The organism is Acinetobacter sp. C32I (assembly GCF_023702715.1).
Taxonomy (GTDB): Bacteria; Pseudomonadota; Gammaproteobacteria; order Pseudomonadales; family Moraxellaceae; genus Acinetobacter.
Genome location: NZ_CP098480.1, coordinates 1201303 through 1218706, shown reverse-complemented (window position 1 = coordinate 1218706; position 17404 = coordinate 1201303). Strand labels below are relative to the sequence as shown.

The window sequence follows — 17404 nt, the reverse complement described above, 5'->3', positions numbered from 1 at the left end:
ATGTCGATGGCGCAACGAATACAGGACGCTTGGAATGAACAAGCTTCGTGGTTGGTGGCGTTGCGCCCACTGTCTTGGTTATACCGATTTGGTTTCTGTGCCAATCAGGCCTTGTATAAATATGGAATTAAACCCGTTTATACAGCACCCGTACCAGTCATGGTGATTGGTAATATTACTGTTGGTGGTAGCGGTAAAACACCATTATTGATCCAACTGGTTAAATATTTACAGCAACAGCAGATTCGTGTGGGTGTGATTAGTCGGGGTTATGGTGGTGAAGGTCCATTTCCGCTTTTGGTGACTCAACGATCTGAGCCAGATGCTGCAGGTGATGAACCTTGCCTTATTGTTCAATCGACTGATGTCCCGATGGCAGTTGGGCCGAATCGACAAGCCTCAATTGAGTTGCTTCTTGAAAGTGAGCAGCTGGATCTCATTATTAGTGATGATGGCTTGCAACATTGGGCTTTGGCGCGTCAGATTGAATGGATCGTATTGGATCAAAATCGTGGTTTGGGTAATGAAAAGCTATTACCAGAAGGTTATTTACGTGAGCCTAAATCACGCCTAAATGATAGTACAGTGATTGAACATAGCAAAACTGCGCAAGCGCAAAGAAGTATGCATTTAGCGGTTGGGCAGCCCTATCTTTTAAATGCCAATCTTGAAGCAAACTGGTTTGACTTTAATCAATATTTTAATGCCGTTGTAGGCATTGGCTTTCCACAACGGTTTTATCAAACACTGAATACTTTGGGTGTACAGCAGTTTCAGGCACATGAATTTCCAGATCATCATGATTATGAAATCGGCGATTTAACATTCGACAATCATGATGCGATTATTACCACTGAAAAAGATGCAGTAAAGTTTAAAACTTTATTAAAACAACATCCTGAATTTAGTACACCGATTTGGGTGGTTCCAGTTGAGGCTGTTTTGTCATCCGATTGTTATGACGTGTTGAAACAACAATTACAGCACGTCGGTATCCAATTTTCTTAGAGAGCGACCATGAAACATATTGTCATTCCAGCTCGTTTTGCGAGTTCTCGTTTGCCAGCAAAACCGTTATTACTCATTCATGGCCGTCCAATGATTTTGCGTGTGGTCGACCAAGCCAAAAAAGTAGCTGGTTTTGATGATTTGTGTGTCGCTACGGATGATCAGCGCATCGCAGAGGTGTGTCGAACGGAAGGAATTGATGTGGTGATGACTAGTGCAGAGCATCCTTCAGGCACTGATCGGTTAAGTGAGGTCGCGCGCCTGAAAGGGTGGGCGCAAGATGATATTATCGTCAATGTGCAAGGTGATGAGCCATTGCTACCTGCACAATTGGTTCAGCAGGTGTGCCAGCTTTTAGTCAACAATCCGCAATGTTCGATGTCTACGCTGTGCGAGCCGATCCATCAGTTGGATGAGTTTCAGCGAGATAGTATTGTTAAAGTGGTGATGAGTAAGCGTAATGAGGCGCTGTACTTTAGCCGTGCAACGATTCCATATGATCGTGATGCTGCGAAACAGGCTGAACCAACATTGCATGATCAAGCTTTTCGTCATTTAGGTTTATATGCCTATCGGGTGAAATTGCTGCAAGACTATGTCACTTGGGAACAAGGTCATCTTGAAAAGTTGGAAAGCTTGGAGCAACTGCGTGTACTCGAAAATGGTCACCGTATTGCTATTGCTGTGGCAGAAGCCAATTTGCCGCCTGGGGTAGATACTCAGGCTGATTTAGATCGTCTAAATACCCTGCCTTTGAGTGCATTTGAATAATTATGGTCGATACTCAATCTACAGTGATTTATCCTTGGCATGCTCAGACCTGGGAGTTGTTAACAACACGATTTCCTGAACTTGGGCATGGTCTTTTATTTTACGGAAAGAAAGGTTGCGCCAAGAAAGAGTTTGCAGAGCGATTTGTGGCTTGGGTGCTGTGTTTAAATAAGCAAGCACAACGGGCATGTGGTGAGTGTACCAGCTGTCAATGGTTGAAGTCTGATACGCATCCAAACTATGTGCATATCACCACGGATGAAGACAATAAAAAGCAAAATGCAAAGATTAAAATTGAAAAAATTCGGGATCTACTTCCGTTTGTTCAGCAAACAGGAGAAGGTTGGCGGGTGGTGGTTATTGAGCCTGCTGAAGCATTAAATACCGCCTCAGCCAATGCATTACTCAAAACCTTGGAAGAACCTGGTGAGAAGGTTGTGTTAATTTTATTAGCCGATCATTATCTAAAGCTTCCTGCAACCATTCGTAGCCGTTTACAACATTTTGCCTTAGATCGTTTGACGATTCAGGATGCACAAACATTTGTACAGCAGCAAATTCCTGAGATTAATGCCACGCAAGTTTCATTATTGTTAAATCTTGCCAATGATATGCCTTTGACAGCGATTGAAATTGAAAAGAGTGAATGGTTACAGAAACGTGCATTATTCTTGAATGATTGGATTAAATTGGTTGCTGAAAAAAATATGCCTTTAAACTATTCAAATAAATGGTCTAAAGAATTAAATTTTTCTGAATTTATCACTATGTTTGAATATCTTTTAGGGGATTTGGTCAGTTTAAAGTTGAATCAATCCTTAAAAAATGATGATTTAGACTTTAAAGCACTTGCTGAATTTTACAGTTTAGAGGCACTTTTTACTATTTATTCTGACTTACAGCAGAAAAAGTTAATGATTGAGCAAAATGTACAAACCCAACTGGTCTTGGATGAGTTGTTTATTCAGTTGATGAATGTTGCTTAAGTAGATTTTAAAAATATTTTAATTAAATTTATAGGCTTAACCCTCTAAATCAATTAAGAGGGTGGGCTTTTATCTTGTTTATGTAAAGTTTGTATATAAATTGTTCGTTGCTCTTCAATCCTGATTAAAACTATATAAAATGTGAGTTACTTCACAATAATATTAAAAAATAAGGAATATAGAGATGAAAACAACATTTATCGCGATTGTTTTGTCATTTGCATTGATACCTAATATTGCAATGGCTGAACCCAAATTTGTATCCAATATTAATGGCTCCTCATTTGCGATTAATGCTTCAAATGCAGGTTCTCAAGCATATGAATGTGTATACAGCTATTCATTTAATCATGCCCAAGGTACAGTAGCGAGTCAGTTCAGTGGTAAGTTTTATATTGAAGCTGGGGTGAATAATATTTCCGTGATTTCAAGAAATACAGATCGAATGATTAGCACATTGGATTTTGATTATAAATGTACTGAAAAATAGTCATGCATGTATTGAATGCTCATAAAAAACCGCTTAGAAGAGCGGTTTTTTTATGAGAAAAATTTCCTCTACATAGAATGTTAAAAATTCACATACACAAATAAATATGTTATTTTTTCACATGGCGCTTTGCTAGGTATGCTAGGGAATTTAGATATGCACATAAAAACACTTTTGGTCGCTTTAAGCTTTTTGTCATTAAGTGCTTGTCAGACATTGGATTCAGCAATGTCTGCAACAGATGGGATTTTAAATAAAACTGGAGATATTCTGAGCGGGGACTTTCGTGGTTTAGGCCCTGCAAAGAAAGCAACACTTTCTGAAATCTGGAGAGATTGGCAACAAAACGAAATTACTGCAAAACGGAAATGGGATGCTCAACGTCTTGAAGTACCCGGAATCATTACTCGGATTACCAAAACTGGTGAAGTGATTTCTCAAAACCAAATCGCGATTATTTTTAAAGATCCAAGTAATAGTAAGTGTAAAGGGCAAGGTCTGACTCGCGATGATTTAAAAGTAAATACAGACAAAATTAGCAATCTAAAAGTTGGTGATCGAATTACCGTGACAGGAGTACTAGGGACCACCGAATCGAAATGGGCAACACAAGGTGAATGCTGGTTCTCATTTGATAAAGCTGAGATCGTAAAAGCCACAAAGTAATATTTTTGATCGAGATAGTAAGCAAGTCTTACTATCTTTATCGATCTGAAGTATTTATGGGTTTAACGTGTCATTATCATCTTCACTTTTTGCAGGAACAGGCGTGTGATAAACCAGTTTCAATTGATTATTTTTGAGGAGGTAGAATTTTTTAGCATAGATATCCTTTCCATTCATTTGAACGGAACCATGAGTGACCAATAATAAGCTATTGGGTTGGATATCAATTAATTTTTCTCCAGTTTCACCACCAAATACTTTGAGAATTTTTCCTGTTCTTTTGCTGATTAAAGTGAGGCTGAAACACATAGCACCACACCCCCAACCGACTGCGACATATTCTCCAGCATAGTCAGGTTTTTGTTTCAGTCCTTCTGATAACCGTGTTCTAAACAAACGAGCATCAGCATCACTCATGTCTAATTTTGCAGTAGGTCCTGTATAGATCTGCATTGGATAGTCGGTGAATTTGGGCTGTTTGTTCAAAATCTTCGCATAGAGCACGGACGGACTTAATAGATAAGCACTACACAAGATGATTAGACTTATTCTTTTCACTCTAAACTCCTTTGGATCTGCCTTGTTATGTTTTAATCGAGTCGGTTCAGTCTGTTTTGATGAATTGTCATCTAGTTTTAAACAATCCTTTCTAGAATGCATGGCTTGTTTAAATAAAGCGCAGATTGATTGCTTTGTTCGGGTTTTATTTAAACATTATTTGTTGTTTGTTCGATTGTTTTCTATAATCAAGTCATAAATCGAGTATAGATTTTTTATTAGACGGTCACCAATGAGAATTCTCTAAAATTATGTAGGACTAGCAATATTTTTAGATTTATCAATGGTATAAAATTATTAATGTTTTGATGAATTCAGTTTTTGACAGGGGAATGTTATGCAACCACAAATGATGGGCGGAATTATACAGGTCAATATTCCAGATAAAACCACATTGCAATCCAGTTATATGCCTTTTGTTGTGGGCGGTGGTCTGTTCGTGCCGACGAAACAAGCCGTTAAAATGGGGCAAGAGGTGTTTGTATTGGCAACCTTGCCAGAGCAATCACAAAAGATTCCTTTGACTGGAAAAGTGATCTGGATTTCGCATAAACAGACGCATTTTAAACCACAAGGCTTTGCGATCCAGCTTGTTGGTGAAAAAGGTGTGTATTATAAAAACGAAGCTGAAAAATTATTGGCGGGTATGAAAGGCTTGGATCGTCCAAGCTATACCATGTAGTTGTAAAGAGAATAGGAAGAAAGAGTGTTTGTTGATACGCATTGCCATTTAACCATGTTAGATCTCAGTCCCTATCAAGGGGATTTAGATCAGGCACTTGAACAAGCGCGACTTGCAGGTGTTTCCAAGTTCATGGGGATTTCAGTTGATCTTGATGATTATGTTAAATTGGCTGAAATTGCTGCTCGCCATCAGGATGTAGGCTACTCTGTAGGTGTGCACCCTTGTGAAGACGAGCATATTATGGCACGTGCAACAACGGATTATCTGGTGCAACTCGCCCAGTCAGACAAGGTCTGGGCCTTAGGGGAAACGGGTCTAGATTATTACCACAGTACCGATTTTGTTGCTGAGCAAAAACGTTGTTTTGCACGTCATATTGAAGCATCGAAAATTGTTAAAAAGCCGGTGGTGGTACATACCCGAGCAGCGAAACACGATACGGTTGATATCATTCGGTCAGAACAATCTACACATGGCATTCTGCACTGCTTTACCGAAGATTGGGAAACGGCAAAAGCAGTTTTGGATTGTGGCTATTACATTTCCTTTTCTGGAATTGTTTCTTTTAAAAATGCGCAAGACCTACGTGATGTTGCGAAGCAAGTACCACTTGATCGTTTGTTGATTGAAACGGATAGCCCTTATTTAGCGCCTGTGCCATATCGTGGTAAAACCAATGAACCGAAATACGTTCCTTTTGTAGCAAAAGCATTAAGTGATGTATATGATAAATCGGTTGAAGAGATTGGCATGATTACAACGCAAAATTTTGAGAATCTCTTAAATTTGAAATAAACGGTTTTTGATGTACTAGGAAAGAGAGTTATTACGTGAAAATGGATCGTCAGGCTCAGTTTAGAGCACGAGAAGTATTAATTTTTCAAATCGCGGAGCAACTCCTATTAGAAAATGGCGAAGCTGGTATGACGCTGGATGCCTTGGCAGCCGAGCTAGATCTTGCCAAAGGTACGCTATATAAGCATTTTCAAAGTAAAGATGAATTGTATATGCTGCTCATTATTCGTAATGAGCGTATGTTATTGGAAATGATTCAGGATACGGAAAAGGCTTTTCCTGAACATTTAGCATTCTTTATGCTACATCATTTACATCATCCTGAACGCACTGCATTATTCCACCAAATTGAAGAGCGCCTTTCGACAACGGGTCAGGGTATTCAATTGCTTTTTAGCGAGTTGTACAAAATACGTCGACAGCGTTTACGTATCATCATTCGGATGACCGAGAGTTATTTATTAGGTATTAATAGTACGATGACTACTCGTGATTATCTCGCCTCAATTTGGTCGTTGACCTATGGTGCTGCGGTTATTTTGAACTCAAGCTTCTATCAGCGCTATTTGGGTTCTCGGGATACTTTACGTGTCGCCTATATTGAGCAGGCTTTAGCCTTACCTAAGCTGCTTGAATCTGCAATGCCATAGTTGAAAAGATAATGAAATCACCACTGCATTCGCAAAGAGCCTTTACCCTGATTGAAGTCATGGTGGTGATTGTTATTATGGCCATCATGGCGTCTTTGGTGGTGTTAAATATTGGTGGGGTTGATCAGCGCCGAGCCATGCAAGCCAGAGAAATGTTTATTCTTGATCTGAAAAAAATAAATAAAGAAGCAACTGATCAGGCCAAAGTTATTGCTCTAAATACTCAGAATGCCACAGATGTTGCACCATTTAGCTATAACTTGTTTGAATACCATGATCAAAGCCAGGAGCAGATTCAGCAGGCAGACCGTACTTGGCAATTGTATAAAGAATTTAAAACTCGCCAATTACCCGATCGTGTGTCTTTTAGTATTCAAAGTCTAGACACAGCGACTTATAACAAAGCAAAAAATGAAGACTTGTTAGGTGGTAAAGCACCACAATTAATTTGGTTTGGTAATGGTGAAGTGAAACCTGTTCGAATTCAGTTCTATTATGAACAACAAGCGATTGGTCATGAGTTAGAGCTAGATCATTTGGGTAAAATTGATGAAAATTAAATATTCAGATGAAAGGGGTTCATCTTGCGCTCAAGTGAAGGATTCTAATCCCTGGAGCATAGCTTCTCAGTCTTCTTGCGAAGTGACGCTTCTCAGGGAGAAACGTTGTTTCACTAACCCTGCAACTCGAAGCATAGCTTCTCGCCTTGCGACACGATCGAGCGTTGCTCGATTTAATCGTGTCTCAGGATTTACTCTGCTCGAAGTGATGGTGGCCTTGGCGATCTTTGCAGTCGCAGCCATTGCCCTAACTAAAGTTGCGATGCAGTATACGCAGTCTACCTCAAATGCGATTTTAAGAACTAAAGCACAATTTGTCGCAATGAATGAAGTGGCGATGATGGAAATCAATCAGGAATGGCTGGATGGAACACAATCCAAGCAAATCACTTCCCAAGGTGAAACCTGGCAAATTGATAAAAAAGCACAATCGACTATTAGTCCGAAAATTCAACGTATCGAGTTACAAGTCAGCTTATTTAATAATGAACAAGGTAAGGTCGAAGCGGGCGTTACTAATCTTGTGTTCTTTAACTATCCTGCAAAGGCGAGAACACAATGAAATATCATGCTAGGCATCGCTCTTCGCCTCACTCTGGTTTTACCTTAGTTGAATTGCTGGTTGCAATTGCAATTTTTGCTGTGCTTTCAATGTTGGGGTGGAAGGTCTTTGATTATTTATTAAAAGTAAAAGATCGAAATGCAGAACATGAAGTGTATCTATTTGCCTTACAAGATGCATATCAACAGGTTTTAAGAGATAGTTTGCAGATTATCCCTGTGACGGCAAATGACGGGCGACAATTGCAAGCGGCCATTGTTTTGAATGATCAACATTTTGCATTTAGCAAGGCTGGGGTTTCAGATCCGTTGAAACAAGGACTTTCACCTTACGAGCGCATTGAGTATCGCTATGATTCAACACAAAAGAAAGTGTATCGATTAAAGTATTCGAATCTAAATATTCCAAATCGCGTACAGCCGATTTCAAGTACGCTGTTGGATAATGTGGAACAATTTAAAGTGAAGGTTCTGAATCCGCAGGAACTGACGCAATGGCCTGAAAATATCAGTGATCCCAACAATATCGCTGAACTGAAAAAACTACCTTTAGGGTTAAAAATACAATTGACTGTTGCAGGGACAGATTATGAATGGGTATATAGCCTGTTAACTCCGAATCAGGGGGCAGGAAATCAATGAAAATCTCTTCCTCTCAGCGTGGTATCGCATTACTCACGATATTGGTTATGGTGGCTTTGGCAACGATTTTAGCGGCGACGATTGCCAAGAGACAAACCAATAGCTCTGAAAATACAGGCTACTTGATGCGTCAAAATCAATCGCTGCTCTATGCGAAAAGTGCGGAGGCATTTTTCTCCGAACTGTTGATTCAAGACAGTGATAATGGCGGTACGATCGATCATCTGCAGGAAAACTGGGCCAAGCCGATGCCGCCATTTCCTGTTGAGGATGGCTTAGTGTCAGGACGCTTGATTGATGAGTCTGGGAAATTTAACCTCAATAATCTGGTCAAAGCAGACGGTAATCAAGTTGATGATTCGGCACGGCGCTGGTTTGAAAAATTGTTACAGCGGGTAGGTTTGCCTGCGGAGTTGAGTCAGGCAGTCATTGACTGGCAAGATAGTAATGATGAAGTAACAGGTGCAATGGGTGCTGAGAGTAGCTATTACCAAGGTTTAGACCCTGCGTATTTAGCACCCAATACAAAATTCCATAGTGTTGAGGAACTTAAACTGGTGAGAGGTTTTGAAGGTAAAAACTATGACTTGATTAAACCTTATGTCACGGCTTTACCTGAACAAACTAAAGTAAATATCAACACAGCACCTGCATTATTACTTGCCAGTATCGATTCTAAAGTGGATGTCAAAACAGTCGAGCAAGAGCTAAAGCATAAGCAAACAGAGCTCACTTATTTCAATAATGCGGAAGATTTATGGAAGTTAAGTGCTTTTTCTGGAATAGAAGAGCAAAGCAAAAATGATGCGGCAGCTTTACTGGATAGCAAGTCCAATTATTTTACCGCACAAATTGAGGTTGTTTTAAGCGAACGGAAACGCCAATTTAGCAGTTCTTTGGTGCGTAAAGACAAGCAAGTATCTGTTTATTCAAGAAGTCTTGCCCCATTTGAGTGATTTTAAAGATTGATTTATCAAATGGTGACAAGATTTAAAATCAATCCCAATGCACGTTTTTTTGCTTTATAATAAAATTCGTTTGCAGATAAAAGATTAGCTTGGTGCATGTTAATTCGTAAATTATTTAAGTTTGAAAATGCTCATATTGTACGTAACTGTACATCGGACCGTTGTAAGCGTTCGATCCATGGGCATAGCTATAAAGTTGAATTATTATTAAAAGCGTCAAAGTTAGATCATGGGCAAATGGTCTATGACTTCGGTCTGTTAAAAGGCGTTATTAAAGAGTTGTATGATAGTTTTGACCATGCAATCTGTTTTTGGCAGAAAGATGATCCTGCTTATATTGAGGCATGTAAAACATTTAGTGCGCGCTGGATTGCTTTACCTGTTTCACCATCAGCTGAACAGTTTTCCCGTATTTTCTTTTATCTTGCTCAGCAGGTAATGAACTCAACCACGACTCAAAACGGCGAGGGTGATGTTGAAGTTTATTCTGTTATTGTGCATGAAACAGATACAGGTTACGCTCAGAGCTTTCAGGAAGATATTGATAATGCACAAATGGGCGCATTAAGTCTGGATCAAATTGTGTTTTCAGAGCAGGTACAGGCTGAATGGAGTGACGTTCAGATGTATGAAAATCTGAAAAAAGGAATGAAGTTCCAAAATCCAAATGTAGAATTACAAGTTAATATTTGAGTGCTTTTGCACGTATTTGAGTGAATTTATTTCAAGGAATGTGGATGCAATTTACTGAACAGCAGCAGGACAAATTAAGTAAAGTTCAGTTGGACGAGTCTTGGAAAATCTCATTATCAGAGTTTTTGCTTAGTCAGAAAATGGATAACTTGCGTGATTTTTTGCAACAACAAAAGTTGGCGGAAAAAACCATTTATCCACCGAGTAAACAGATTTTTAATGCACTGAATACCACACCACTTGCTGATGTTAAAGTCGTGATTTTAGGCCAAGATCCATATCATGGCCCAAATCAGGCCAATGGTCTCAGTTTCTCCGTGCAAAGAGGGATTGCATTACCGCCATCTTTACGTAATATTTTTCACGAATTACATACGGATTTGGCTGTACCGATTTCACGACATGGTGATTTGAGTCAATGGGCAGCACAAGGCGTGCTGTTACTCAACAGCGTACTTACGGTAGAAGCAGGACAGCCGACTTCACATCAGAAACAAGGATGGGAAGACTTTACCGATACTGTTATTGACGTATTAAATGAACAACGTGAACATATCGTGTTTATTTTATGGGGCGCTTATGCGCAACGTAAAGGTCAACGTATTGATCGTAATAAACACCTGGTGCTAACGGCAGCGCATCCATCACCACTTGCTGCGAATCGTGGTGGCTTTTTTGGCTGTAAAGTATTTTCTAAAACCAATCAATATTTGAAACAACATGGCATTGAGCCTATAGACTGGCAATTGGACGCATAATGACTTCTCCTGATTTAAATAGCTATCATCCAGATTTAGTTATTGAACACGCAAAAAATGGTTGGCGAATCATTCGTCTTAATCGCCCTAAATCTTTGCACGCTTTGGATGAATCCATCGTTAGTGCATTGCTTCAGGTTTTTGAAGATTTTCATGTCGATGAGACAGTGAAAGCAATCTGGTTTGATTCAACCACACCTAAAGCATTTTGTGCGGGTGGTGATGTGCGTAAATTACGCCAGCTGGTGATTAATCAGGAAGTTGATGCGGCTAATCAATTCTTTCAGCAAGAATATGCGCTTGATTTATTGTTACATAATTATGCTAAACCGATTGTGGTTTGGGGCGAAGGTTATGTGATGGGTGGTGGACTTGGTCTGTTTATGGCTGCACCATTCCGCTTAGTCACGCCTTATTCACGCTTGGCTATGCCAGAAATCAATATTGGTCTGTATCCAGATGTTGGTGCGAGCCGTTTCTTGGCTGATCGTGGTCAAATTGGCTTGTTTACAGGATTAACAGGTTCAATTATGACTGCCGCAGGGGCGTTCAGTATTGGTTGGGCGACCCATATCTGTGAAGCGCAACGTGATAATGTCTTGCAGAAAGTTTTAAATGTAGACTGGAATCATTACCCAGCGGGTGCATTCAGAGCGATTGATGACACTTTAAATAGTTTGCATCGCCCAGTCGCTTCTGGCCCATTACAAAATTCAATCGATGTGATTCATAGCGTATGTCGTGGACAAAGCTTTGAATATGACTACCAATCAATTATTGGTTTGAGCGATGCAAGTAGCGATTGGTTGCGTCAAGCCAGTGAAAATTTACAGAAAGGTTCACCAAGCACAGCGGCAATTACTTGGTTGTTGTGGCAATGGGGCAAGCAAGGCCATGCTTGGGATGAGGTTTTTGCACTAGAAGCTCAAATCTCTGATTGGAAGATTCGTCATCCAGATTTTGTCGAGGGTGTGCGTGCGCGTTTAGTGGATAAAGACTTATCTCCAGAATGGCAGGCAACTGAGCAGCTCAGCTTGAAAGGTATCTTGGGGGATTGTCCTCCTGTGACCAATATCCAAAGCTGGAATGCGTTGTTAAAGCAATATGGTGTTATTGCCTGAGCCGTATGAATTCTGAAAATCGTAATGATGAATATTGGATGCAGCTTGCCTATGAGCAGGCTGCATTGGCTGCAGCCCAAGGTGAAATCCCTGTAGGGGCAATTCTGGTGAGTAATGGGCAGATAATTGGTGCTGGATATAATGCACCGATTAAACTTTCCGATCCAACTGCACATGCTGAGATACAAGCCTTACGGGTTGCGTGCCAGTCATTAAATAACTATCGTTTGCCTGAAGATACCACTCTCTATGTCACCCTTGAGCCTTGTACCATGTGTGTAGGCGCTTTAGTGCATGCACGTGTTCAGCGTGTAGTCTTTGCTACAACCGAACCGAAAGCAGGTTCTTTAATCAGTGCCAGACAGCTACTTGATAGTGGTTATTACAATCATAAATTTGTCTTTGAGCAAGGTTGCTTACAAGCACAATGTTCACAACAGTTGAGTGATTTTTTTAAACAGAGACGGGGCGAAAAGAAGAAAATCCGTTCATCAAAAACGTCCTTAAATGATTAAAAAATGTCTTTACGGTTATGGCAAACTAAGCCTCCAATGATTTTGGGTCATCAAAAAAGGCAATGTTATGCGTAATGCAATTACTGTAAAAAAAGAATTCAATGCACCGATCTCCGAAGTTTTTGACTTGTTGTCAAAACATGCCACTTACAACAAGGCTTTCGCACCTTTGCAAGTGGTTCGTGTAAAGGACTCGGCTGACCCAAAACGTCCTGATGGCATTGGTTCGATTCGCCGTATGGGCTTTGGCCCAATTAAGCCGTTACAAGAAGAAATTACCTTGTTGGAAGAAAATAAGCGGATCGAATATAAACTGATTAACAATCCATTGGTGAGGCATCATTTAGGGCAAATTGATTTTAAAGAAATTACTCCTTATATTACTTTGGTCACCTATAAGATTGAATTTACTGCAAAAGCCCCTTTAGTTAGTAAATTAGTTCTTGCACAACTCAAAGCAGCGATTACACTAGGCTTTTCAAAATTAGCCAAATCAGTTGCTTCATAAGAGATGGGAATGACAATTCATATTATTACGATCGATGGCCCTAGTGGTTCAGGTAAGGGTACATTAGCCGCCAAAATTGCAGCACATTATCAATTTAATTTATTAGATTCTGGGGCGTTATATCGTTTACTTGGATTGTCACTCTTTCAACGTGGTTTGCTTGATCAAATTGACTCGAACTTAGATCAATGTGTTGAGTTTGCAACACACTTGGATATCGAATTCAAAACGACTGAAACAGCGACATTGATTTTTCTTGAGGGTGTAGACGTCACCCATACCATTCGAACTGAACAAGTCGGTGAGTATGCTTCTAAAGTTGCCACTGTACCCGAATTAAGAAAAGCATTATTTGAACGTCAACGTGCTTTTATTCAGGCGCCAGGTTTGGTAGCTGATGGGCGAGATATGGCAACATCGATTTTTCCAGAAGCCCAAGCCAAGATTTACTTAACCGCATCGGCTGAATCTCGCGCAGAGCGACGTGTAAAACAGTTGCAGGGTATGGGTCTTGATGCTAAAATAAGCGACATTTTATCTAACATACAGGCTAGAGATAAAAGAGATATGGAGCGTTCGGTTGCTCCGCTCAAGCCGGCTGAAGATGCGTATATCATTGATAGTTCTACAATAGGTATCAATGAAGTGTTTCAGCTCATGGTGAATTATATCGATAGTCGTATTCAGTAGATAAACCTTTTTATTTTCAGTTGAAGCATTGCTTGATCAGATTTTTTGGACAATGTAACAACTTAACTAAACCGGCCTTGTCTGATCCAAGACCGCGGACTTTATCAGGTATATCATGACCGAATCTTTTGCAGCCCTCTTTGAAGAAAGTGAATTAAACCTCAACGTTGAAAAGGGTGCAGTCATCCAAGGTACTGTTGTTAGTATCGATTCTGACTGGGTTACTGTTGACACTGGCCTTAAATCTGAAGGCGTTGTTGACCGTGCTGAATTTTTAAATGAACAACGTGAACTTGAAGTTCAAGTTGGCGATACTGTTGACGTAGTTGTTGAAGCGCTTGACAACGGTATGGGTCAAACAGTTTTATCACGTGAAAAAGCGAAGCGTGCTGAAACTTGGACTAAACTTGAGAAAATCTTTGAAGATGGCGAAATCGTTACTGGTGTTATCTCTGGTAAGGTTAAAGGCGGTTTCACTGTTGACATCGGTCCTGTACGTGCATTCTTACCGGGTTCTTTAGTTGACACTCGTCCTATCCGTGACACAACTCACCTTGAAGGTAAAGAGTTAGAGTTCAAAGTAATCAAACTTGATGCTAAACGTAACAACGTTGTTGTATCTCGTCGTGCAGTTATGGAAGCTGAATCTTCAGCTGACCGTGAAGCATTACTTGCTCAACTTGAAGAAGGTCAAACAGTTACAGGTACAATCAAGAACCTTACTGATTACGGCGCGTTCGTTGATCTTGGCGGTATTGATGGTCTTCTACATATCACAGATATGGCTTGGAAGCGTATCAAGCACCCTTCAGAAGTTGTTGAAGTTGGTCAAGAAGTTACAGTTAAAGTACTTAAGTTTGACCGCGAGCGTAACCGCGTATCTTTAGGTCTTAAGCAATTAGGCGAAGATCCATGGTTAGCGATCATGAGCCGTTACCCTAAAGGTTCTATCGTTAAAGCACGTGTAACTAACTTAACTGACTACGGTTGCTTCGCTGAAATCGCTGAAGGCGTTGAAGGCTTAGTACACGTTTCAGAAATGGACCACACAAACAAAAACATCCACCCATCTAAAGTTGTTCAGATCGGTGACGAAGTTGATGTTATGGTCCTTGAAGTTGATGAAGAACGTCGTCGTATTTCATTGGGTATCAAACAAACTCGTGCTAACCCATGGGAAGAGTTTGCTAAAGCAAATGAAAAAGGCGAAAAAGTTTCTGGTACGATCAAGTCAATCACTGACTTCGGTATCTTCATCGGTTTATCTGGTGGTATCGACGGTTTAGTACATTTATCTGACATTTCTTGGAACGAACAAGGCGAAGAAGCTATCCGTCGTTACAAGAAAGGTGACACAGTTGAAGCAGTTATCTTATCTGTAGACGCTGAAGGTAACCGTATCAGCCTTGGTATCAAGCAATTAAACAGCGATCCATTCAATGATTTCTTAGCTGCGAACGAGCGCGGTGCTTTAGTTAAAGGTACTGTAACTGCTGTTGATGCTAAAGGTGCTACAGTTAAATTAGCTGATGACATCGAAGCAACGCTTAAAGCTTCTGAAATCAACCGTGACCGCGTTGAAGATGCAACCAAATTCTTAGAAGTTGGCCAAGAAGTTGAAGCGAAGATCATCAACGTTGATCGCAAATCTCGCTCTATCAACTTGTCTATCAAAGCGAAAGACGAAGCTGAAGAGAAAGAAGCTGTGAACAATGCTCGCCAAGCTGCTGCAACTCAAGCTGCAGAAAACAATAATGGTCCTAAGACTATTGGTGACTTAATTAAAGCTCAAATGAAGTAATTTGTTAAAAAGTACGTTTCTTGTAACAGAGACGTACTTTTTTATACAAAAATACTGCAAACGGTAGCGTAGTAATCATGTACTGCGCTACCGTTTTGTATTTAAACAGGTTATTATTAAAAACATTGAAAAGTAGCAATAATTAAAGAGGTCATCAATGACTACTGAAGCACTTAATAAATCTGATTTAATTGAACGGATTGCACTTAAAAACCCACACTTAGCTGAGCCTTTGGTTGAAGATGCAGTTAAGATCATGATTGATCAAATGATTGAAGCGCTTTCAAGCGGCGATCGTATTGAGATCCGTGGTTTTGGTAGTTTTGCATTACATCACCGTGAGCCACGTTTAGGGCGTAATCCTAAAACTGGTAAGTCTGTAGATGTTGCTGCAAAGGCAGTTCCACATTTTAAACCTGGTAAGGCACTTCGTGACGCAGTAAACGAATCTGCCGAATAAGAATTGAGGTGTTTATGCGTTATGTATTAATTGCATTACTCGTTGCCATATTTGGTTATTCACTTGCTTTGGTACTTCAAAACCCGGCTGAATTACAAGTAGATTTACTATTTACTCAAGTTCCAGCGATGCGTTTAGGCTTATTGCTTTTACTGACCTTGGTCTTAGGTGTCGTGGTTGGTTTGCTGCTTGGTGTGCAGGTTTTCCGAGTATTCCAGACCAGTTGGGAAATTAAACGTCTTCGTAAAGATATTGACCATCTTCGTAAAGAGCAGATCCAACTTGCACAACAGGCTGCCGCAGAAGCTGCTGCAAGTGTAAGACATGAAAAAACAGTGTTGGATATTCATCCTGAGAGTCAAACACGTACACCACTGTAATTAAGAATATCTTCTGAGCTATAAAGTGTTAAAGTTTTTGTAGCGAATAAAAATAGCCCTTTATAGAAAGGGCTATTTTTTTGCCTTAGGGAATGCCAAGATATCTCAGGCTTGCAGTGATCAGCATTGCCACAAGAATAACCACGATCAGTGAATATTTCTTCCAAGCAAAGATAAGGGCTACAGCAACACCCACGATTTTACTGATTCCACTAAAATGAGCCTCAGAAAAAAGTGTATTGAATATGGCTAAGGTAAATAGAAGAACACAAGCAGAATCAGCGAGAAGCTGTTTGTGGTGTTCTCTAAAAGTGATACGATCAGCTAAATAAAATCCCGAATAGCGGATTAGATAAGTACCAAGTGCAAGTACGGCAATCCCAATAAAGATATAACTCTCACTATATTTCATTTTGATTTACCTTTTAGCAACAGACCAAACATTGAGAAGAGAACTGGTAAACCAGTTGGCAGTAGTGGGATAGACGCTAAAGATAATGTGGTACCAAGAAATACCCGATTCCGTGTGGTTTTATTTCTCAGCATCGGCAGAATCAAAGCAAAAAGTATGGCGGGAAATGCGGCATCAATACCAAACACATAAATATCTGGGATATTTTTACTTAAAAGGTAGCCAACAAACACGCCAATTGGCCAAAGAATGCAAATCCCTAATCCACACATCCAATACGCCCATTTCTTGGCTTGATCATTTTGCTGGCTTAGTCCAAACATCACACTTTCATCATTCATGATGTGACAAGCGATAAAACGATACCCATTTTTTTCAATAAATGTTGAAACGGATAAACCAAATGGCAGATGACGTAGATTGATCAATATGCCAGTCAATGCAGCAAAAATAGGATTTACACCTGTCGCAATCATACCAACGAACGTAAATTCAGCCGCACCAGCCAGTACCGTTAAAGAAAGTAATAAGGGAATCCACATGGGCACATCGAAGCTTGCCGCAACTGAGCCTAATGAAATTCCAACAATCCCTGTCGCGATAGAAATGAGACTAATGGCTTTGAGGAGGTTGTATCGCTCTTTATCTTGCATCTTTCTTTTCTATATCAAACGAACGTACGATATAATAGATTAAATTTATATCGTTCGTCAAAACGAACATTCG

Annotated in this window: 24 protein-coding genes; 21 read left to right on the top strand and 3 right to left on the bottom strand. The window is 40.1% G+C overall.

Translation table 11 applies throughout. From position 1 onward, the window contains the following. From lpxK to NDN13_RS06010, 5 genes are all read left to right on the top strand, one after another. The gene (gene lpxK, locus NDN13_RS06030) at positions 1 to 1008 is read left to right on the top strand and encodes a tetraacyldisaccharide 4'-kinase (RefSeq protein WP_251117576.1); all 1008 of its coding nucleotides are present in this window, start codon (positions 1 to 3) and stop codon (positions 1006 to 1008) included. A 9-nt stretch (positions 1009 to 1017) separates the two neighbouring features. Beyond that, positions 1018 to 1779 (top strand): 3-deoxy-manno-octulosonate cytidylyltransferase, encoded by a 762-nt coding sequence (kdsB, locus tag NDN13_RS06025; RefSeq protein ID WP_251117575.1) that lies wholly within the window; start codon positions 1018 to 1020, stop codon positions 1777 to 1779. A gap of 2 nt (positions 1780 to 1781) precedes the next feature. Continuing rightward, on the top strand, positions 1782 to 2765 hold the full coding sequence (locus NDN13_RS06020) for a DNA polymerase III delta subunit-related protein (RefSeq protein ID WP_251117574.1): 984 nt from the start codon (positions 1782 to 1784) through the stop codon (positions 2763 to 2765). 184 nt (positions 2766 to 2949) lie between these two features. After that, positions 2950 to 3255 carry a hypothetical protein gene (locus tag NDN13_RS06015; RefSeq protein WP_251117573.1) on the top strand — a complete coding sequence of 102 codons (306 nt, stop codon included), beginning with the start codon at positions 2950 to 2952 and terminating at the stop codon, positions 3253 to 3255. A gap of 156 nt (positions 3256 to 3411) precedes the next feature. Continuing rightward, entirely contained in the window at positions 3412 to 3921 is a 510-nt protein-coding gene (locus NDN13_RS06010; RefSeq protein ID WP_032811637.1) for a lipoprotein, read from the top strand. Positions 3922 to 3975: 54 nt separating this feature from the next. On the opposite strand, the gene NDN13_RS06005 is transcribed toward NDN13_RS06010, so the two are convergent. Further along, a complete protein-coding gene (locus NDN13_RS06005) occupies positions 3976 to 4479 on the bottom strand; it encodes a hypothetical protein (protein ID WP_251117572.1) in 504 nt (167 codons plus the stop codon). 337 nt (positions 4480 to 4816) lie between these two features. Between NDN13_RS06005 and NDN13_RS06000 the strand changes: the two genes are divergently transcribed. From NDN13_RS06000 to NDN13_RS05925, 16 genes are all read left to right on the top strand, one after another. Then, entirely contained in the window at positions 4817 to 5161 is a 345-nt protein-coding gene (locus tag NDN13_RS06000; protein ID WP_004806631.1) for a PilZ domain-containing protein, read from the top strand. Between the two features lie 24 nt (positions 5162 to 5185). After that, positions 5186 to 5959: a TatD family hydrolase gene (locus NDN13_RS05995; protein WP_251117571.1), complete on the top strand. Its 774-nt coding sequence runs from the start codon at positions 5186 to 5188 to the stop codon at positions 5957 to 5959. 41 nt (positions 5960 to 6000) lie between these two features. After that, positions 6001 to 6609, top strand: coding sequence for a TetR/AcrR family transcriptional regulator (locus NDN13_RS05990; RefSeq protein WP_159415289.1), 609 nt, complete (start codon positions 6001 to 6003; stop codon positions 6607 to 6609). An 11-nt stretch (positions 6610 to 6620) separates the two neighbouring features. Then, the gene (locus NDN13_RS05985) at positions 6621 to 7169 is read left to right on the top strand and encodes a prepilin-type N-terminal cleavage/methylation domain-containing protein (protein WP_251117570.1); all 549 of its coding nucleotides are present in this window, start codon (positions 6621 to 6623) and stop codon (positions 7167 to 7169) included. 208 nt (positions 7170 to 7377) lie between these two features. Next, the gene (locus NDN13_RS05980) at positions 7378 to 7731 is read left to right on the top strand and encodes a type II secretion system protein (RefSeq protein WP_045544694.1); all 354 of its coding nucleotides are present in this window, start codon (positions 7378 to 7380) and stop codon (positions 7729 to 7731) included. Further along, positions 7728 to 8372, top strand: a complete 645-nt coding sequence (gene gspJ, locus NDN13_RS05975; protein ID WP_251117569.1) for a type II secretion system minor pseudopilin GspJ — start codon at positions 7728 to 7730, stop codon at positions 8370 to 8372. The genes NDN13_RS05980 and gspJ overlap by 4 nt, the downstream gene beginning before the upstream one ends. Continuing rightward, positions 8369 to 9328 (top strand): type II secretion system minor pseudopilin GspK, encoded by a 960-nt coding sequence (gene gspK / locus NDN13_RS05970; RefSeq protein WP_251117568.1) that lies wholly within the window; start codon positions 8369 to 8371, stop codon positions 9326 to 9328. The genes gspJ and gspK overlap by 4 nt, the downstream gene beginning before the upstream one ends. A gap of 108 nt (positions 9329 to 9436) precedes the next feature. Continuing rightward, the gene (locus NDN13_RS05965) at positions 9437 to 10033 is read left to right on the top strand and encodes a 6-pyruvoyl trahydropterin synthase family protein (RefSeq protein ID WP_251117567.1); all 597 of its coding nucleotides are present in this window, start codon (positions 9437 to 9439) and stop codon (positions 10031 to 10033) included. Positions 10034 to 10077: 44 nt separating this feature from the next. Continuing rightward, positions 10078 to 10791, top strand: a complete 714-nt coding sequence (ung, locus tag NDN13_RS05960; protein WP_251117566.1) for a uracil-DNA glycosylase — start codon at positions 10078 to 10080, stop codon at positions 10789 to 10791. After that, positions 10788 to 11912: an enoyl-CoA hydratase/isomerase family protein gene (locus NDN13_RS05955; protein WP_251118175.1), complete on the top strand. Its 1125-nt coding sequence runs from the start codon at positions 10788 to 10790 to the stop codon at positions 11910 to 11912. Before ung ends, NDN13_RS05955 begins: the two co-directional genes overlap by 4 nt. A 5-nt stretch (positions 11913 to 11917) precedes the next feature. Then, on the top strand, positions 11918 to 12427 hold the full coding sequence (tadA, locus tag NDN13_RS05950; RefSeq protein ID WP_251117565.1) for a tRNA adenosine(34) deaminase TadA: 510 nt from the start codon (positions 11918 to 11920) through the stop codon (positions 12425 to 12427). A 67-nt stretch (positions 12428 to 12494) separates the two neighbouring features. Beyond that, complete coding sequence (locus tag NDN13_RS05945) at positions 12495 to 12935, top strand: SRPBCC family protein (RefSeq protein WP_251117564.1); 441 nt, start codon at positions 12495 to 12497, stop codon at positions 12933 to 12935. 9 nt (positions 12936 to 12944) lie between these two features. Further along, entirely contained in the window at positions 12945 to 13625 is a 681-nt protein-coding gene (cmk, locus tag NDN13_RS05940) for a (d)CMP kinase (protein WP_251117563.1), read from the top strand. A gap of 115 nt (positions 13626 to 13740) precedes the next feature. Then, positions 13741 to 15426 (top strand): 30S ribosomal protein S1, encoded by a 1686-nt coding sequence (rpsA, locus tag NDN13_RS05935; protein WP_251117562.1) that lies wholly within the window; start codon positions 13741 to 13743, stop codon positions 15424 to 15426. A 157-nt stretch (positions 15427 to 15583) separates the two neighbouring features. Beyond that, complete coding sequence (locus NDN13_RS05930) at positions 15584 to 15886, top strand: integration host factor subunit beta (RefSeq protein ID WP_004653854.1); 303 nt, start codon at positions 15584 to 15586, stop codon at positions 15884 to 15886. A 14-nt stretch (positions 15887 to 15900) separates the two neighbouring features. Next, positions 15901 to 16266, top strand: a complete 366-nt coding sequence (locus tag NDN13_RS05925) for a lipopolysaccharide assembly protein LapA domain-containing protein (protein ID WP_016539905.1) — start codon at positions 15901 to 15903, stop codon at positions 16264 to 16266. A gap of 85 nt (positions 16267 to 16351) precedes the next feature. On the opposite strand, the gene NDN13_RS05920 is transcribed toward NDN13_RS05925, so the two are convergent. Beyond that, positions 16352 to 16678, bottom strand: a complete 327-nt coding sequence (locus NDN13_RS05920; protein ID WP_251117561.1) for an AzlD domain-containing protein — start codon at positions 16676 to 16678, stop codon at positions 16352 to 16354. After that, on the bottom strand, positions 16675 to 17331 hold the full coding sequence (locus NDN13_RS05915; RefSeq protein WP_251117560.1) for an AzlC family ABC transporter permease: 657 nt from the start codon (positions 17329 to 17331) through the stop codon (positions 16675 to 16677). The genes NDN13_RS05920 and NDN13_RS05915 overlap by 4 nt, the downstream gene beginning before the upstream one ends. Between the last annotated feature and the right edge of the window lie 73 nt (positions 17332 to 17404).

What these genes read in the sequence shown, in the direction of transcription:
- lpxK (WP_251117576.1), top strand. Translation starts at nt 1, where the DNA reads ATGTCGATGGCGCAACGAATACAGGACGCTTGGAATGAACAAGCTTCG.
- kdsB (WP_251117575.1), top strand. Translation starts at nt 1,018, where the DNA reads ATGAAACATATTGTCATTCCAGCTCGTTTTGCGAGTTCTCGTTTGCCA.
- NDN13_RS06020 (WP_251117574.1), top strand. Translation starts at nt 1,782, where the DNA reads ATGGTCGATACTCAATCTACAGTGATTTATCCTTGGCATGCTCAGACC.
- NDN13_RS06015 (WP_251117573.1), top strand. Translation starts at nt 2,950, where the DNA reads ATGAAAACAACATTTATCGCGATTGTTTTGTCATTTGCATTGATACCT.
- NDN13_RS06010 (WP_032811637.1), top strand. Translation starts at nt 3,412, where the DNA reads ATGCACATAAAAACACTTTTGGTCGCTTTAAGCTTTTTGTCATTAAGT.
- NDN13_RS06000 (WP_004806631.1), top strand. Translation starts at nt 4,817, where the DNA reads ATGCAACCACAAATGATGGGCGGAATTATACAGGTCAATATTCCAGAT.
- NDN13_RS05990 (WP_159415289.1), top strand. Translation starts at nt 6,001, where the DNA reads ATGGATCGTCAGGCTCAGTTTAGAGCACGAGAAGTATTAATTTTTCAA.
- NDN13_RS05985 (WP_251117570.1), top strand. Translation starts at nt 6,621, where the DNA reads ATGAAATCACCACTGCATTCGCAAAGAGCCTTTACCCTGATTGAAGTC.
- NDN13_RS05980 (WP_045544694.1), top strand. Translation starts at nt 7,378, where the DNA reads ATGGTGGCCTTGGCGATCTTTGCAGTCGCAGCCATTGCCCTAACTAAA.
- gspJ (WP_251117569.1), top strand. Translation starts at nt 7,728, where the DNA reads ATGAAATATCATGCTAGGCATCGCTCTTCGCCTCACTCTGGTTTTACC.
- gspK (WP_251117568.1), top strand. Translation starts at nt 8,369, where the DNA reads ATGAAAATCTCTTCCTCTCAGCGTGGTATCGCATTACTCACGATATTG.
- NDN13_RS05965 (WP_251117567.1), top strand. Translation starts at nt 9,437, where the DNA reads ATGTTAATTCGTAAATTATTTAAGTTTGAAAATGCTCATATTGTACGT.
- ung (WP_251117566.1), top strand. Translation starts at nt 10,078, where the DNA reads ATGCAATTTACTGAACAGCAGCAGGACAAATTAAGTAAAGTTCAGTTG.
- tadA (WP_251117565.1), top strand. Translation starts at nt 11,918, where the DNA reads ATGAATTCTGAAAATCGTAATGATGAATATTGGATGCAGCTTGCCTAT.
- NDN13_RS05945 (WP_251117564.1), top strand. Translation starts at nt 12,495, where the DNA reads ATGCGTAATGCAATTACTGTAAAAAAAGAATTCAATGCACCGATCTCC.
- cmk (WP_251117563.1), top strand. Translation starts at nt 12,945, where the DNA reads ATGACAATTCATATTATTACGATCGATGGCCCTAGTGGTTCAGGTAAG.
- rpsA (WP_251117562.1), top strand. Translation starts at nt 13,741, where the DNA reads ATGACCGAATCTTTTGCAGCCCTCTTTGAAGAAAGTGAATTAAACCTC.
- NDN13_RS05930 (WP_004653854.1), top strand. Translation starts at nt 15,584, where the DNA reads ATGACTACTGAAGCACTTAATAAATCTGATTTAATTGAACGGATTGCA.
- NDN13_RS05925 (WP_016539905.1), top strand. Translation starts at nt 15,901, where the DNA reads ATGCGTTATGTATTAATTGCATTACTCGTTGCCATATTTGGTTATTCA.
- NDN13_RS05920 (WP_251117561.1), bottom strand. Translation starts at nt 16,678, where the DNA reads ATGAAATATAGTGAGAGTTATATCTTTATTGGGATTGCCGTACTTGCA.
- NDN13_RS05915 (WP_251117560.1), bottom strand. Translation starts at nt 17,331, where the DNA reads ATGCAAGATAAAGAGCGATACAACCTCCTCAAAGCCATTAGTCTCATT.